The 15,703-nt window shown below is 68.2% G+C and carries 12 protein-coding genes and 1 tRNA gene; 5 read left to right on the top strand and 8 right to left on the bottom strand.

The window, feature by feature from the left end; genetic code table 11:
* Nucleotides 1-19: 19 nt before the first annotated feature.
* Both ACH4N1_RS11140 and ACH4N1_RS11145 read right to left on the bottom strand, forming a co-directional pair.
* Complete coding sequence (locus ACH4N1_RS11140) at nt 20-1,555, bottom strand: MFS transporter (protein WP_398096283.1); 1,536 nt, start codon at nt 1,553-1,555, stop codon at nt 20-22.
* A 248-nt stretch (nt 1,556-1,803) separates the two neighbouring features.
* The gene (locus ACH4N1_RS11145; protein WP_398096285.1) at nt 1,804-2,451 is read right to left on the bottom strand and encodes a TetR/AcrR family transcriptional regulator; all 648 of its coding nucleotides are present in this window, start codon (nt 2,449-2,451) and stop codon (nt 1,804-1,806) included.
* A gap of 339 nt (nt 2,452-2,790) precedes the next feature.
* Here ACH4N1_RS11145 and ACH4N1_RS11150 point away from each other — a divergent pair, with 339 nt between their 5' ends.
* From ACH4N1_RS11150 to ACH4N1_RS11160, 3 genes are all read left to right on the top strand, one after another.
* Complete coding sequence (locus ACH4N1_RS11150) at nt 2,791-4,119, top strand: M6 family metalloprotease domain-containing protein (RefSeq protein ID WP_398096287.1); 1,329 nt, start codon at nt 2,791-2,793, stop codon at nt 4,117-4,119.
* Nucleotides 4,120-4,425: 306 nt separating this feature from the next.
* Nucleotides 4,426-6,036 carry a helix-turn-helix domain-containing protein gene (locus ACH4N1_RS11155; protein ID WP_398096289.1) on the top strand — a complete coding sequence of 537 codons (1,611 nt, stop codon included), beginning with the start codon at nt 4,426-4,428 and terminating at the stop codon, nt 6,034-6,036.
* 60 nt (nt 6,037-6,096) lie between these two features.
* Nucleotides 6,097-6,169: transfer RNA gene (locus tag ACH4N1_RS11160), tRNA-Arg, on the top strand.
* Nucleotides 6,170-6,679: 510 nt separating this feature from the next.
* On the opposite strand, the gene ACH4N1_RS11165 is transcribed toward ACH4N1_RS11160, so the two are convergent.
* Nucleotides 6,680-7,447 carry a transposase gene (locus tag ACH4N1_RS11165; RefSeq protein ID WP_398096290.1) on the bottom strand — a complete coding sequence of 256 codons (768 nt, stop codon included), beginning with the start codon at nt 7,445-7,447 and terminating at the stop codon, nt 6,680-6,682.
* A gap of 35 nt (nt 7,448-7,482) precedes the next feature.
* On the opposite strand from ACH4N1_RS11165, the gene ACH4N1_RS11170 reads away from it, so the two are divergent.
* Nucleotides 7,483-7,959, top strand: a complete 477-nt coding sequence (locus ACH4N1_RS11170) for a hypothetical protein (protein ID WP_093763578.1) — start codon at nt 7,483-7,485, stop codon at nt 7,957-7,959.
* 1,038 nt (nt 7,960-8,997) lie between these two features.
* On the opposite strand, the gene ACH4N1_RS11175 is transcribed toward ACH4N1_RS11170, so the two are convergent.
* Both ACH4N1_RS11175 and ACH4N1_RS11180 read right to left on the bottom strand, forming a co-directional pair.
* Nucleotides 8,998-9,312, bottom strand: a complete 315-nt coding sequence (locus ACH4N1_RS11175) for a hypothetical protein (protein WP_398096292.1) — start codon at nt 9,310-9,312, stop codon at nt 8,998-9,000.
* Between the two features lie 208 nt (nt 9,313-9,520).
* Nucleotides 9,521-10,435: a transposase family protein gene (locus ACH4N1_RS11180; RefSeq protein WP_398096294.1), complete on the bottom strand. Its 915-nt coding sequence runs from the start codon at nt 10,433-10,435 to the stop codon at nt 9,521-9,523.
* Between the two features lie 230 nt (nt 10,436-10,665).
* On the opposite strand from ACH4N1_RS11180, the gene ACH4N1_RS11185 reads away from it, so the two are divergent.
* On the top strand, nt 10,666-12,423 hold the full coding sequence (locus tag ACH4N1_RS11185) for an oxidoreductase (protein WP_398096296.1): 1,758 nt from the start codon (nt 10,666-10,668) through the stop codon (nt 12,421-12,423).
* Here ACH4N1_RS11185 and ACH4N1_RS11190 read toward each other — a convergent pair.
* From ACH4N1_RS11190 to ACH4N1_RS11200, 3 genes are all read right to left on the bottom strand, one after another.
* Nucleotides 12,420-13,210 (bottom strand): IS5 family transposase gene (locus tag ACH4N1_RS11190; RefSeq protein WP_398096676.1). Its coding sequence is split into 2 segments (ribosomal slippage): nt 12,420-12,892 and nt 12,892-13,210, totalling 792 coding nucleotides; the frame shifts between segments, so codons are not numbered across the junction. The two genes, ACH4N1_RS11185 and ACH4N1_RS11190, sit on opposite strands and share 4 nt — an antisense overlap.
* A gap of 609 nt (nt 13,211-13,819) precedes the next feature.
* Complete coding sequence (locus tag ACH4N1_RS11195) at nt 13,820-14,674, bottom strand: hypothetical protein (protein WP_398096297.1); 855 nt, start codon at nt 14,672-14,674, stop codon at nt 13,820-13,822.
* A gap of 460 nt (nt 14,675-15,134) precedes the next feature.
* Nucleotides 15,135-15,662, bottom strand: coding sequence for a hypothetical protein (locus tag ACH4N1_RS11200; RefSeq protein WP_398096299.1), 528 nt, complete (start codon nt 15,660-15,662; stop codon nt 15,135-15,137).
* Nucleotides 15,663-15,703: the final 41 nt, after the last annotated feature.

The raw sequence follows: 15,703 nt of genomic DNA on the forward strand, positions 1-15,703 counted from the left end.
AGGGCGTCACGTCAGATCGTCAGTGGGCGACCACCGGGACCGGGACGGCCTCCTCGGCGCCCTCGCCGGCGCCCGTGACCGCGCTCATGTCCGGCTTGCCGGCGTTGACGAAGGTCAGGGCGATCGTGGCGGCGACGACCAGGATGCCGACGGCGAACCAGATCGCGCTGGTGTAGCCGTTCACCAGACCCTCCAGCTGGACCAGCTCCTGCTGGGAGCGGGTGCCCGCGGTGCCGATGTGGTCGGCGATGTACGAGGTCGTGGCCGAGGCGGCGATCGTGTTCAGCAGCGCCGTACCGATCGCGCCGCCCACCTGCTGCGAGGTGTTGACCATCGCGGAGGCGACACCGGCGTCCCGCGGCTCGACACCCTGGGTGGCCAGGGACATGGCCGGCATGAACGCCGTACCCATGCCGAGGCCGAGCAGCAGCATCGCCGGCAGCAGCAGGGCCGCGTACGAGGAGCCGATCTCCAGCTGGGTCAGCAGCAGCATGCCGAGCGCGGCGACCAGGAAGCCGGGGCCCATCAGCAGCCGGGGCGCGACCCGGGTCATCAGCCGGGTGCCGATCTGGGTCGAGCCCGTGATCATGCCCACGATCATCGGGAGGAAGGCGAAACCGGTCTTGACCGGCGTGTAGCCCTTCACGATCTGGAGGTAGTAGGTCAGGAAGAGGAACAGGCCGAACATCGCGATGATCGCGAGACCCAGCGAGAGGTAGATGCCGCCGCGGTTGCGGTCGGTGATCACGCGCAGCGGCAGCAGCGGGGACGCGACCCGCGCCTCGACGGCCACGAAGGTCGCCAGCAGCACCGCGGACGCGACGAACATGCCGATCGTCAGGGCGTCGCTCCAGCCCTCGGACTCGGCGCGGGTGAAGCCGTAGACCAGGGCCACCAGGCCGAGGGTCGACAGGATGACGCCCGGGATGTCGAGCGGGGAGCGGTTGCGGCCGCCCTCGGGCTCACGGATGACGAAGTAGGCACCGGCCGCGGCGACGACCGCGAACGGGATGTTCACGAAGAACGTCCAGCGCCAGTCCAGGTACTCGGTGAGGAAACCGCCGAGGATGAGGCCGACCGCGCCGCCGCCACCCGCGATGGCGCCGTAGATGCCGAACGCCTTGGCCCGCTCCCTGGCGTCCGTGAACATCACGGCGAGCAGGGAGAGCGCGGCGGGCGCGAGCAGCGCGCCGAAGGCGCCCTGGAGCGCGCGGGAGCCGAACAGCATCGCCTCGTTGGTGGCCGCGCCACCGAGTGCCGAGGCCGCGGCGAAGCCCACCAGGCCGAGGACGAAGGTGCGCTTGCGGCCCCAGAGGTCGGCGATGCGGCCACCGAAGAGGAGGAGCCCGCCGAAGGCGAGGGCGTAGGCCGTGACGACCCACTGGCGGTTGCCGTCGGAGATCCCGAGGTCCTGCTGGGCGGAGGGCAGGGCGATGTTCACGATGGTCGCGTCGAGGACGACCATCAGCTGGGCGAGCGCGATGAACACGAGCGCTCTCCAGCGGGCCGGGTCCGCGTGACGGAGGCCCGGAGCCGTGGTGGCTGTGTCAGACATGGAGGTACCCACTTCGGAACTTCTTGACGGAAAAGTCATGACTTGGTCAAAGAAAACGGGCGGAGCGAAAGAGCGGCTCGTCGACGGCGACGGCTGCGGGAAGGATCGGTCGACCGACGGCGCCGATCAGTCGGTCGGCGACCGGGCCGGTGGTCGTTCTCGGTGGCTCGGGTTGGTTTCCGGTGACTTGCAGTGGTTCGCGGTAACCCGCGGTGTCTTGGGGTGCCTTGGGGTGTCTTGGCGGCGACTCAGGCCTGGCGCAGGTCCTCCATGGTCACGGCCGCACCCGGCAGGACCGACCGGGCCGGGGCCCGCAGTCCGTCCAGGAACACCTGGAGATGGCGGTGGAGGAAGCGGTCGGCGTTGAGGCAGGCGGTGCCCGCCGGGGGCCGACTGAGCTGGGCCACGGCGACCATCAGGTCACCGAAGCCGACGTCGTCGCGGAGCTGACCGGCCTGCCGGGCACGCTCCATGACCTCCTCGACGAGCTGCTCGACCCGCATGCGGGCGGCCAGGAGGTCCGGGTGGTTCTCGTCGAACGTGCTGGCGATCATCGGGCACAGCGCGCTGACGCGTTCGTCGGCGGCCACGTGCACGAAGTGCTCCAGCGCGCCGAAGGCGTCGCCCGTCTCGGCGAGTGCCCGGGCCGCCGCCTGGGCGGTGCGGTCCATGACGGAGCAGACGACCTCGCGGACGAGCGCCTGCCGGTCGGGGAAGTTGCGGTACACCGTGGCGTTGCCGACACCGGCCCGGCGGGCGACGTCGTCGAGCGGCACCTCGGGGCCGAGTTCGACGAACAGCTCGCGGGCGGCGGTGACGATCCGCTCCCGATTGCGCAGGGCGTCGGCGCGCGGCCGGGTCACCTTGCGCTGCGCGGGGGCGGTGGCGGTCTGCACGGCGTACTCCTCGGGTCGATGACGTGACGGGCGATGCTTGTCGGCACTGTTGCCGGCACGGGTGCCGTGCCGGCGCTGGTGCCGCTGTCGCGCGATCCGGGGAAGCGCTCCCCGTTTCGGTCGGACACATGGCTAAACGGGGAGACGATCCCCGGTTATTTCCCGGACACCGATTCTTTTCACGTGACCTGGATCACAGACCCTCCCGCCTTGCGTCTACCTCCCGGTAACCCACGATCGGCCGCTCCAGCGCGCGCCGCCGACCACTCCCGACGAGGGTGATCGAAAGGGTGCAGCCGAGCCGGTGACCGGCGGCTGCCTGGCGTGAAGGGTTCCCGCATGCAGCCGCAGCCTGAGCGACTCGGGGCAGGCCGTCGCGCCACGCCCCAGGAGCCGCTCCGCCGACGCATACGCCGGCGGCGCACGGCCGGCCTCGCCTGTGTGACCGCGCTGACCTTCGCGGTCAGCACCTCGGCCGGCACCGGTCACCTCGCGCCGCGCCCGAGCCCGGCAGGCGCCGGCCCGATCGCACTGGCCCGCACCCCCGCCCTCGCCCCCTGTCTGATCACCGCCGGGTCCGCCGTCCAGATGTCCGAGGGCGTCCCCACGACCGGCGGCTACGCCCGCACCACGGGCACCGTCCGCGCGCTGACCCTCATGATCGACTTCTCGGACGCGCCCGGCCGCGGCAAGGCGAAGGACCGGTTCCACGAGTTCTTCCCCCAGACCCAGGAATGGTTCCGCACCGCGTCCTACGGCCGCCTCGACTACCGCGCCGAGACCCCCGTACCCGACTGGCTGCGCATGCCCAAGCCGTTCCGGTCGTACGGCATAGAGCGCGGCGCGCCCTTCGATCCCGGCTACCGCGAGCTGGTCCAGGACATCGTGGCCGCCGCCGACCCGACCGTCGACTTCCGGGCGTACGACCTCCTGAACGTGCTGGTCACCCCGAACGCGGGCCCCTCCGCGCTGGACACCGTCCTGTCGGTGACGTTCGCCGGCAACCACGAGGCCCCGGTCGCCGACGGCGTCCCCGTCGCGAACGCCTCCTTCGTCTACTCGCGCCAGGACGACGGCTCCGGCTCCTACGACCGCACCGGCTACCGCGTCCTGCCGCACGAGAACGGCCACGTCTTCGGCCTGCCCGACCTCTACACCCAGGAGGGCGGCGGCGCGGTCGGCCACTGGGACATCATGAGCGAGGACTGGGGCGCCAACAACGACTTCCTGGGCTGGCACAAATGGAAGCTGGGCTGGCTGGACGCCGACCAGGTCGGCTGCGCGTCCGCCCCCGGCACCAGCGAGTACGCGCTCACCCCCCTCTCCGAACGGGGCGGCCCCAAACTGGTCTTCGTCCCGCTCAACAGCCGCGCCGGGTACGCCGTCGAACTGCGCACCCGCGGCGGCAACGACGAGGCGGTGTGCCGCCCCGGCGTCCTCGTCTACCGGGTCGACGCGAACGTCGACACCGGCATGGGCCCGGTCACGGTCCACGACTCCCAGCGCGACAGCGGCGGCTGCACCCGCAGCCCGAACGTCCACGCCGAACTGTCCGACGCGCCGCTCGTACCGGGCGAGACGTTCAAGGACACGGAGAGGGGGGTGCGCATCTCCGTGGTGGCGGCGGACCTGGAGGGGACGTACCGGGTGCGGATCACCCGCAAGTAGCCGACCGGCCGCGGGGCGTGCGACGGGCCTTCGCCGGCCGCGGGGCGTGCGACCGGCCTTCGCCGTCGGCCGGGCGTGCCGGTGGAGGCCGGTGTCCCGGACACCGGGGTCGCGGGGGCGGGGCTACCGTAGGCGACCTGCCCCAACCTGCTGCGCCCTGCCGCGACCTGCGGCGACCGCCGTACCCGCCACCGCCGTACCCGCGCCCCACCGCCCCACCGCCGCACCGCCGCACCGCCGCACCGCCGCACCCGCACCCGCACCCGCACCCGCGACCGCGACCGCGACCGCCGTACCGGAGAGACGATGCCCGCCAGGACGACCGCCCCGACCGCACCGACCGCCACCGCCCCGGACAGCAGCCGGGTACCGGAGGAGGCGGTCACGCCGTTGATCCGCGGGGTCGCCGTCCTGGAGGCGCTGACCGCGGCGGGCGGCACGATGAGCCCGAGCGCCCTGGAACGCGCCACCGGCCTGGCCCGTTCCACGGTCGACCGGATCGTGGCGACGCTGGCCCGTATGGAGTACGTCCGCCTGGACGGCCGGGACGCCGTCCTGACCCCGCGGGTGATGGAGCTCGGCAACGCCTACTTGGCCGCACTGCGCCTGCCCGTCCTCCTCGGACCGCGAGCCGACGCCCTCGCCGACGAACTCGACGAGTCCGTGTCGCTCGCGGTCGCCGACCGCGACGGCATCCGCTTCATCCACCAGGCGACCCGCCGCCGCGCGATGTCCCTCAGTTTCCGCATCGGCGACCTGCTCCCGGCCGAACGCACCGCCCCCGGACCGCTGTTCGCGACCGAATGGACCCCAGCGGACTGGACCCGCTGGCGCACCCGCCGGTCGAAGGACCCCCAGGACCGCACCTTCCCCGCCGTCCCCCCGGCCCCGGCCCCGCCCACGCGTCCGGAGGAGGACGACAAGGACTTCGTACGCCGGACCGAGCGGGCGGCCGCGGACGGCTGGTCCCTGGACGACCAGTTGATCGAACCCGGCCTGGTGGCGGTCTCCGCGCCCGTACGGGACCCCCGTACGGGACGCCTCGCCTGCATCGCCAACGTCGTCAGCCACACCAGCCGGCACACGGCGGCCGACCTGCGCGACACCCTCCTCCCCCGGCTCCGCGGCGCCGTCGCGGCGATGGAGGAGGACCTGCGCGGGGCCCCGCACGCCGAACCGGGCCCGCCGCCCGCGGGCCTGGCCGGCTGGACGAGCGCGTCGAAGCAGGAACTGGGCCGCGAGTTCGTCGAATCCCTGGCCCGCGGCCTGACCGTGCTCACGGCGTTCGGGGAGGGCCGGGCGGTCCTGACCCTGACAGAGGTGGCCAAGGCCACGGGCCTGGCCAGGGCGACGGCCCGCAGAGCCCTGATCACCTACGAACACCTGAACCTCGTGACCCACAACGCCGCCGACCGCACCTTCACCCTCTCCCCCCGCGTCCTCTCCCTCGGCTTCCCCCCGCTCGCGGGAACCCCCCTCCCCCGCCTCGCGGAACCCCACCTGCGGACCCTGACCGAGCGCATCCGGGAAACGACCTGCCTCGCGGCCCTCACCGAAACGGGCGACGAGATCCAGTACACGGCCCGGGTGACCGCCCGCCACGTCATGCGCGTCGACATCCGCGTCGGCACGCGGATCCCGGCCACGACCGACACGGCAGTGGGCCGCGTCCTCCTGGCCAACCAGGACCACGCCCTGGCCGACGAGGAGTTGGAAGAAGGCGTCCGCACCCTCGCCGTCCCCCTCCACGACCGCACCGGCCACACGGTCGCCGCCCTCACCACCTCCACCCACACCGCCCGCCGCACACCCCAGGACTGCCTCGACACCCTCCTCCCCGCCCTGACCACCACAGCCACCCACCTCGAGACCGACCTCCACACAGCCTCCCGCTTCACCCCCGTCCCCCTGACCTGACCCCCACACCCCCAACCGATTCCGGTACGCTGACGCCTGGACCCACACGCACGGGCCCACGCCTTCGTAGCTCAGGGGATAGAGCACCGCTCTCCTAAAGCGGGTGTCGCAGGTTCGAATCCTGCCGGGGGCACAAGAGAGAAGGCCCCGGACCGATCATGGTCCGGGGCCTTTGACATCTACGTCTGACATCAACGAGGACAGCCACCGACAACCCGGGCGTCCTCGCAAGAGCCGAGTCGCCCACGACACTCACGGCAAGTATCAGTCGTCGGTGTCGGCACACCAGCAAGTCTTACGATCAGGGACCACCAGGGCGAACGGCACGTCGACACCGTCACGCCACCCAAGCCCCACGAAGTGCTCTCGCAGGAAAGCGTCAGCTGCGGTCAAGGCCGCCCATAGGCTGTCGCAGCTCTGCGCTGCCTGCTGGTCGGTGCCGTCACAACCGCGACCCGTCCACGTCCACGAAGAGCGCCCCGGCACGCGGCTGACTTCTGCGCTTCCTCCATACCTCTCGATAGAAATCGTCTCCGGCAAGGGTTCCCCGGTGCCGCCCGCTTGGGGCCACTTCTTCCTAAGGGCTGTCCCGTAAATGATCTTTGAGTCGCCGGGCCGGGCCTGTGACGATGGATCCGCTCGTCTAGCCGGCGAGGGCGAGGTTGTGTATGCGGGCGATGCCGAGCATGGCGTGGTGGACTCCGTCGCCTTTGAGGCGGCAGTCGCGGAGGATCTTCCAGGTCTTCATGCGAGCGAAGACGTGCTCGACGCGGGCACGGACCTGCTTGTGGGACTTGTTGTGTTCCTGTTTCCAGTCGGGCAGGTCTTTGCCCTTGCGTCGGCGGTGGGGCATGACGAGCCCGGTGCCGGGGTAACCGCCGTCGGCGATCGTGAGGGTCTTGCCGACGGCGGCCTTGGCGCCGGATTCCTCCCACGCCTTGCAGTCGTTGCGGTTTCCGGGCAGCGGCCGGCCGACCACGACGACCAGGCGGGTGTCGGCGTCGATTACGACCTGGTGGTTGGTGGAGTACCGGTAGTTCTTGGACTGCTCGGCCACGGAGTGGTCGCGGGTGGGGACCAGGGTGCCGTCCACGATGAGCACGGTGCCATTGGTGAACCGCTTGCGGGGCTGGAGAGCAAGCATCGGCCCGAGGTGGTCGATGATCCGGTCCGCCGCCGACTTCGACACCCCGAACAACGGAGCGAGCTGGCGCATGGTCAGGTTCATGCGCCAGTACGTGGCGACCAGCAGGGCCCGGTCCTCCAACGGCAGGCCCCACGGCCGTCCCTTGCGGACCGCGTCTGCACCCTCGCGCCTCAGAACTGTCACCAGCTTTCCGAACTGCCGCGGGCTCAGCCCGGTGAACGGGGCTATCCAGGACGGCTCGGACGCCGTGATCACTCCAGCCACCGCGAGATCCTCTCAAAGATCGACGGCATGGCACGATGACCGGCATGTCAGGTCAGGTCTGGGTGTCACTCATATCGCTGGGCGGCGTTGTCCTCGGCGGCTCGTTGTCCTACCTCGTCCAGCACAGAACTCAACTCTCGGCGGAACGCGCTGAACAGCAACGACAGCAGCTCGCCTTGTCGGAGGCCCGGCGCGGGGAACGGCTGGCGCTGCTGGAGCGGTTCGTCGAGGTGGGGGCCGAGGCCGAACGTTCCGCCTTTAGTCGGCCTTCCGAGTGGGAGGACACGGACGCCTGGTTCCTCACGACCCGGGACGTCATGAACAGGCTGTGGGTTGCGGAGCGGCTCATCCGTATCCAGTTCCCTCTGCCGGTGCACGACGCGGCCCGCGCGTACTTCCTCGACCTCAACCGGACGGTATGGGAAGGCTTGCCCGACGGTGAAAGCGTGCGGGACTACCTGGAGGACAACCGGCTGGCGTTTCTGGACGCGGCTCGCGCGGTCATGGGGTAGCGCCGTCGTCCCCCGGAGACCTTTTACGGGACAGCCCTTACTCGGACACATTATGATCAGGCCCAAAACTTTTCGAGTTACAGGTCAGAACATTACCCCTGACAATACTCGACCCTGGACCAGACAAACCAACCACCAGACCCACTCCGCCAACCTGAGTCGACATAGCTGACGGCGTGACGCAAAATAGACATAGGCGCAGAGCTGGCAGCCCGCCCGAGTGGTGAAGTGCAAGCCTGATGCCGGTTTACGTCAAAGCAGAGCGACAGGCCGGAGACGCGAAACCCAGGCATCTAGCCCAGTGACCAGTAAAGCCTCACCCTCAACCCAGGGGGATTCCACGGAAATTCTCCACTCCTCATTCACGGCAGACGATACCCTAGAAATGCGGGGTATACACCATGAGAATTCGAAGGCTGACAGGGATTACGCTCGCTGGACTTGTTCTGGCAAGTGGGGCAGCACTCGTACCTAGCACACCAGCACAAGCCATAACGGTTCTGGGTGGCGTAGAACTCGGCGGATATTGCAAATCGATTGGCTACTGGGGTGCGATTCTCGAGCAGCCCAACGCCTTCGGTTGGAAATGTCACCGAGGTACCGAGCGTGTCGGGATCAACATGACTGCCGCCTGCGCTTGGCAATACAATAATTCAGCAGCTATCGCCACATATCGAAACGCGCGGGACCCGTATAACTGGTACTGCTTCCTTAACACTGGATGAGGGAGCAGAGGATCACACCTGCGAAGGAAGCGGCAATCGCGGCTTGTTTTGGGTGACGATCAAATCAGATAAACGTGGCGGAGGCCGGTGGGGTGCGACGAGGCATACGCGCGCCTGATCGGCTGACGCACCCGCCATCGTGGCTGACCGCCGTCGGCTGAGGTTCGTGCCACAACCGTGCCAGATGCAGGGGTCAGTCACGGTCAACACCGGTGCCCTGCGGGCGAGTAGCCGCTCACTCCCTTGGCCGGCGAAGTCGCAGCTCAGGCACGAGATTGCCCAGCCTCTCTCCTAGAGTGGTTGTCCAGCCCAATCACCGCGTCCACACCTGCTGGAACTCCTCGGCCGGGATGGTCTCCAGCGGGTCCTCTTCAGGGTCGATCGCCTGGTCTGTCAGGCCGCCGTGCTCGTCCTCCAGGTGCTCCCAGCCGTACCGGTGGAGCTGGCCAGCCGAAGTCAGCTCGGCTTGCTTGATGACGATCAACTCGCCGCGGTCAGGTACGGCCTCGATGTACCACCAGCCGCCCTCCTCGTCAGCATGGCGGAAGTGGTGCCGCAGGGTGGCGTTCTCATCAAGTGCTCGGAAGTAGGCCACGCTCTCTGCTTTGATGCGCTCCAGGTCGACCACGGGACCATCGTGCCAGCGAGCGCGCGCGGTTGCACCGTTCTGACATCCACGAGTGACACCAACGACTCCGGACGCCAGCACTCCCAGGCGGTCCGGCGTGACCAGCGTGACCGGGTGGTTCCCCGGCAATGCCGAGGAGTGATCGAACTCCTAACGAGTTGGTGCGTGATAGCGGGTGAGCCGTGTTTGGCCTGGTCCTGGCCTGTTTTCAGGCGGTGACGGTGCGGTCGGAGACGAGGCTGGCGATGGCGCGGTAGGTGTCGGGCAGGCGGTCGCGACGGTGGGTCCAGCGGGTCAGTTGCTTCCAGCGTTTGTGGTCGGCGAGGGCATGTTCAACGGTGATGCGGTCGGAGGAGTGGCCGTGGCGGTCGCGTTCCCACTGCTGGACTCTGCCGGGCAGTGCTCCCGGCCGGGGTTTCCTCGGCGGTGTGATCGCTTGTCCGCGGTGGTCGCGGCTCAGGCCGAGGTAGCCGTCGTCCAGGAGGACCTCGACGTCGGGGAAGTGCTGGAAGCAGACGGCGATGCCTTCGTTGCGGGCGGCCGTGGCATCGTGCATACGGCCAGGCCGCAGGACGTCGGCCCATAACGTGCGGCCTTGATCGTCGGCGATGACGGTGGCCTTCATGGTGTTCTGCTTTTTCTTCCCGGACACGAACGCACGCCGTCCGCCGCGGCCGGCCGGGGGCCTGCGGACCTGGATCTCGGTGGCGTCCAGCCGCAGTTCGATGCCTTCGGCCTGGGCGTAGGCGAACACGTCCGCCAGTGTCCGTAACCGCAGACCGGGGCGGTCGGGGACCGCGCACCCCCGCTCGGCCAAGAGCGGACGTATCTCTGTGATGGCACGGGTGATGGTGGAGCGGTCGACGCCGAACAGCAGCCCCAGTACCGAGTGCGGCAGGTCGTGCCGCAGGTGGATCAGAGTCGCCACCAGCCGGTCGACGAAGACCAGTTGGTGGCGGGCGCCGGCTCCCGCGGCCCGCTTCCTGGCTCCACCTCGCGCAGCATGGCGACGGCCCTCGACCCCGGCCTGCCACGACACCGCCAACTTCTCGATCAGGTTAGCGAGATGACGCCGAGAGATCCCCGTGAGCAGCCGATGCGCCAGCACTGTCCGATTGACCATGATCGCCACAGACGGATCATGCCACCGGCCAGGCACGACGCCTCACCCGCTATCTATCACGCACCAACTCGTAAGAACGACTAACACAATGACTGGTGTGGTGCCGATGCCAGCCAGTTCACGAGTGGTGTCACTGAGCTGGAGTGGCGGTCGATCCCTTGACTGCTGGTGAAAGTCCTTCCGAGGTGGATAGGCTCCTGGAGGATCGGAGCCGATTCCACGGGGGGGCGATGCTGGACGCCGACGAACTCACGGCGGCAGAGCAACAGTTGGTGTATGCAGCGTCCCATGGACTGACCGCCGACCTACGGGGCAGCGAGACTCTGTGTGACCCGGGACGCGGCGCCTCATGGGGGCCGGAGCGGACGATCCGAGCCGAGTTGGTGGCCCAACTGTTGACTGACTCCGAGGCACGCACCCCTCTTCGCCTGGTCGGTGTCCGCATAACGGGCCTGTTGGACTTGGAAGGGGCCACGCTCGGCCGTTGGCTGTTGCTGACCGACTGCTGGATGGACGATCCGGTTATCCTCACCCACGCCGCCGCTCCCCTGATTCGCATGGCCGGCTGCCACCTGCCCGACCTGATCGCCGAGAACTTGCAGGTAGACGCTGACCTCTCATTGGACCGGGGGTTCACTGTTCGCGGTCAGGTCAACGTGGCCCGGGCCCGGATTGGTGGCGTGTTGTGTCTGGACGGCGCGATGCTCGACAATCCCGGTGCAATCGCCTTGGACGCTGCTCGGCTCACCGCTGGTCATCACGTGCGCCTCGGTGACGGTTTTCACGCCCGAGGCGCGGTCCACTTCCCGGGCGCACAGATCCATGGAGACCTTGTTCTCACCGGCGCGAGCATCGACAATCCGGGCGGTACCGCCTTGACCACCGACCAGTCGCAGATTGCGCAGAGTGTGCTCGCCGAAGGACTGGTCACCGAAGGCGCCATACGGATGTGCGGCGCGCGTATCAGCGGTTCCCTCACTCTTGCCGGAGCCCGCCTCACCCATACCGGGGACTGGGCGGTGACCGCTTCCGGCCTGCAGTTGACACAGAAGATGCACCTCGGCGACGGCTTCACCGCACGCGGCGGCATCGACCTGCAAAACGCGCACCTAGGTGAACTCATTTTTGACGGAGCCGAGCTGGACAATCCGAACGGATTCGCACTGGAAGGCGGCTGGCTTACCGTCGACCGCCAGATCTCCTGCCGTCGCGGCTTCACCGCCCGAGGCGAGTTCAGCTTGTACGGTGCCCGCGTCGGCGCTCGCGTCGATCTACGGGAGGCCACCTTCACCAATCCTGGGGGCCTCGCTCTGGACTTCGAGCGGCTCAACGTTTCGGCCCTGTACCTGCTGCCCGAGCGTGCCCCGGAAGGGCTCGTCGATCTCAGTCACGCACAGATCGGCACGCTTCACGACGACCCTGCTGCGTGGTCAGCGCAACTTGACCTGCGCGGATTCGTCTACCAGACATTGATCAACGACAGCGTCCCGGTGCGCGCCCGGCTGAACTGGCTGGAGCGACAGCAGCACGGCTACGCCCCGCAGCCCTATGACCAGCTCGCCGCCGCCTACCGCCAAGCCGGCCAGGAGGATGCTGCCCGGCTCGTGGCCATCCACAAGCAGCGGCGACGGCGTCGTACTCTCAACCCGGCCGGGCGGCTGCTCGACTGGCTGCTGTACTTGACCGTCGGCTACGGCTACCGGACCTGGCTGGCAGCTCTTTGGCTGCTTGCTCTGCTCGCCGTTGGCACCGCCGTCTTCACCCACGCCTACCCGACACACATGACTGCCACCGGCAAGTCGATCCCGATATTCCATCCGATCGCCTACGCCCTCGACGTCCTGGTGCCCATCGTTGACCTTGGACAACAGAAGGCGTGGCTGCCCACCGGCAGCGCCCTTTACTGCTCGTGGCTACTTTCCGGCGCAGGCTGGGTGCTGACCACAGCCGTGGCGGCCGGGCTGAGCGGCGTGCTCAAGCGGAACTAATCTAGCGATTGGCTCAAAATGGTCAGCTGCCGGTGAGTGATCAGGCAGCAGGCCAGCTTGAGGAACGCTTCGTGGATGTCGGCTCGGCGTTCCCAGCGGACGCGGAGTCTTCGGAAGCTGTGGAGCCAGGCGAAGGTCCGTTCCACCACCCATCGGTAGACGCCAAGTCCGCTGCTATGGGCGGTATTTCGGTGGTCGATGGCGGGCACGATGCCACGGGCTCGGACCTGGTCGCGGTAGATGTCGTGGTTGTAGCCGCGGTCCGCGAAGAGCGAGTCCGGCTTGCGCCGCGGATGGCCGATCCGCCCGCGGATGGGCGGGATGGCGTCCAGTAGTGGCATGAGCTGGGTGACGTCGTTGCGATTGCCGCCGGTGAGGATGATGGCAAGCGGGGTGCCGTGGCCGTCGGTGATCAGATGGTGCTTGGAGCCTGCCCGGCCCCGGTCGACCGGCGAGGGGCCGGTGTGAAGCCCCCTTTTAGGGCTCTGACGTGGGAAGAGTCGACCACGCAGCGGGACCAATCGAGCCGCGCGGCGGCGTTCAGCTCGGCCAGCAAGAGCTCGTGGAGGCGTTGCCAGACGCCAGCGTCGTTCCAGTCCCGCAGCCGGCGCCAGCACGTCATCCCGGAGCCGAAGCCGAGCTCCCTGGGCAGGTGTTCCCACTGGATGTCGGTGTACAGCACGTACAGGATCCCGCACAGCACCTGGCGGTCCGGGACTGGCAGACGGCCGGGGTACCGGAAGCGGCGTTCCTTCTTCGGTAACAGCGGCTCGATCCGCTCCCACATGTCGTCCGACACGATCCACGGTGAAGTGCCCACGACCCGAACAACGCTCACCACGGCTATCAGGCACGGCTACAAGGGCCAGAGCACCTCATTGTGTTAGCCGTTCTAAAGCGGGTGTCGCAGGTTCGAATCCTGCCGGGGGCACAGAAGAAGGGCCAGCTCAGGAGGGTTTCCTCCTGGGCTGGCCCTTCGTCGTGTTCGGGGGCGTGCCACTTGAGTCCACGCGGAGTCCACATCCCCTGGGCGGAGAGTCGGTGTCTCTCGCTGTTGGATATGGACGTGTCGAAGAGTGATGACTACGCGAGAACCAGTATGCGACTGACCATATGGGGCTGCCTTGCCGGGTTGGCCGTGGCCCTGGCGATCCCGATGTACATGGTGGTGGTCGTGTTCCTGGCCGTGATGCGGACTCCCTGAAGCTGTCGGCCGCCCAGTCGCACGCCCTCTTGCGGTACAGGTGGCGGATGGAGCAGCCCGCGCAGTCGTTGTCTCCACCGGCAGAAGTACCGCCTCGCAAGTTGAGGTGCTTCTGAGGGTCCCGCCAAGGAACTCGCCGACGGAAATGGCCCCTGACCTGCCCGGAAAGACAGGCCAGGGGTCGCTGGTGCCTCAGGCGCCCAGGTAGACCGGGGGCTTCTGGGCCTTGCCGTAGACGTAGCCGCTGAGGGTGCCGTCGGCGCCCAGGACGACCAGGGTGACATCGTCCTGCTGGACGGACGGGCGACCCTTGGCGTATTCGACGGAGAACGTGCCGTGGCTGGTGGTCAGCTGCGCCCCGTAGACACCCGCGCGCTTGACGAGCTTCACCATGGCGCCGTTGGCAAGCTTGTAGCGGCCGAGACGCGGGTTGGCGGCGGTCTTGGCCCCGGTCCAGGTGACGGTCGTACCGTCGGGGTTCAGCACCAGCGTGCGGCTGCCGAACAGGGCGGCGCCGGAGCGACCGTGCGCGTCGATGAACCGCACCAGCTTGCCGCTCTGGAAAACGCGGGCCTGGTAGTGGCCGGCGGAGACCTTGAATATCTGCGCGGTCGTACGGGAGTCGAGGCGCAGGGTGCGCACGAGCTTGCCGCTCTGTGTGCAGTCGGCGGACAGCACCGGGAAGGCGGTGGACTTCCAGGGGGTGGACCCGCCCTGGCTGCGCTGCCCGAAGACGGGCTTGGCGCTGAGCACTCCGGTGATCCGCAGACCACGGGCCGAGTCGACGGTCCTGCTCTGGTCCACGGTCGAGACGACGTGGCCCTTCTCGTCGAGGAGCTTGGCGGACGCGCCGCTGTCGGCGCTGTTGACCAGCTTGACCTTCCAGCCGCCGAAGACGGAGGGGATGGTCTTGGTGGCAAGGCAGGCGCTGCTCGTGGAGGACGCAGCCGCGGTGGCGGCGCCGGCGGCAGTGGCTGTCACGACAGAAGCGGTGGTCGTGCCCACGAGGGCGACGACGGTGAGGGCGGTACGGAGTGCGGTGCGCATGACGGCTCCTGGCGATTTGGCTTCTGACGCGCCAGCCTCTCTGACCAGCGAGAAAAACGTTATTGGATCATGCGTTCCGGAATCGTCGGCCCCATGTCACAGGCATGTGACAGGCCGTCACCTGTTGCCCTCAGTCGCCGTTCGTCGGTCTGGTGGTGGCTCCGCACCCGATCCCCGCGGTACAGCAACCGTCGTTGACGGCAAGCGTTCGTCCATGGTCGGCAATGGCCCCGTGAACAGCGTCGGAGACCTCGGCGACCGTCGTGCCCGCAGTGCGCGTTCAGGGGCGCACATAGAGGCGGTCGGCAGGAGCGGGCAGGGTGTGGTTGATCTCCAGGAGGCGGGCGGCGGAGATGGCCACGTGTTGAGGCGTCAGCGTCCGGCCGGCGATCCACCTGTCACAGTGCCCGTCTCGCCGGCAGGCGGGAGGCGTCAGGGGCAGGTCTGCTGAGTCCCTTACCTACTCGATGCCCGCCTCCTCCAGTTCGACCAGCCTGGCGAGGATACGTCTGGGAAGTTCCGCAGCTGTCAGCCGGAACGGACTCCAGCGATCCTTCGAGTCGGGCTTCATCGATGCGGAGAAGCGGAAGCGTCCCTTGCTGTTGGGCTCGGGCACCATCCCGGCAAACGTGCCACTCGGTATCAGCCAGGCCGTCATCACCGCCCCCAGCTCGACATCCACGGCGACGAACAGCATGTCCAGGTCGGTCCGCGGCTGGAAAGTCTGCGACCGGACGAAAGCCATCAACCTGCCCTGCTGGACTTGCACTCCGGTAGACATGCGGGCCTTCACCTGCACCGCCAAAGTCACGGAGCTCCCCCGCCGGTGGAAGACGAGATCCACGCCCTCGTCGTCCACCAATGAGGTGGAGACGTTCAACTCACCGCCCGTGGCGAGGATGCACGAGGCCGCAACCAGGTACTCGGCCGCCTTCCCCATCCGTGCGGCAGCCGGGCTCTTGTCCAGGTATTCCTCGTCGTCGCTCATAGCGGAAATTTACCGACCGCCACCGACAGCAACAATCCGCC

Source organism: Streptomyces sp. NPDC017202 (assembly GCF_044331705.1).
In the GTDB taxonomy this organism is placed as follows: domain Bacteria; phylum Actinomycetota; class Actinomycetes; order Streptomycetales; family Streptomycetaceae; genus Streptomyces.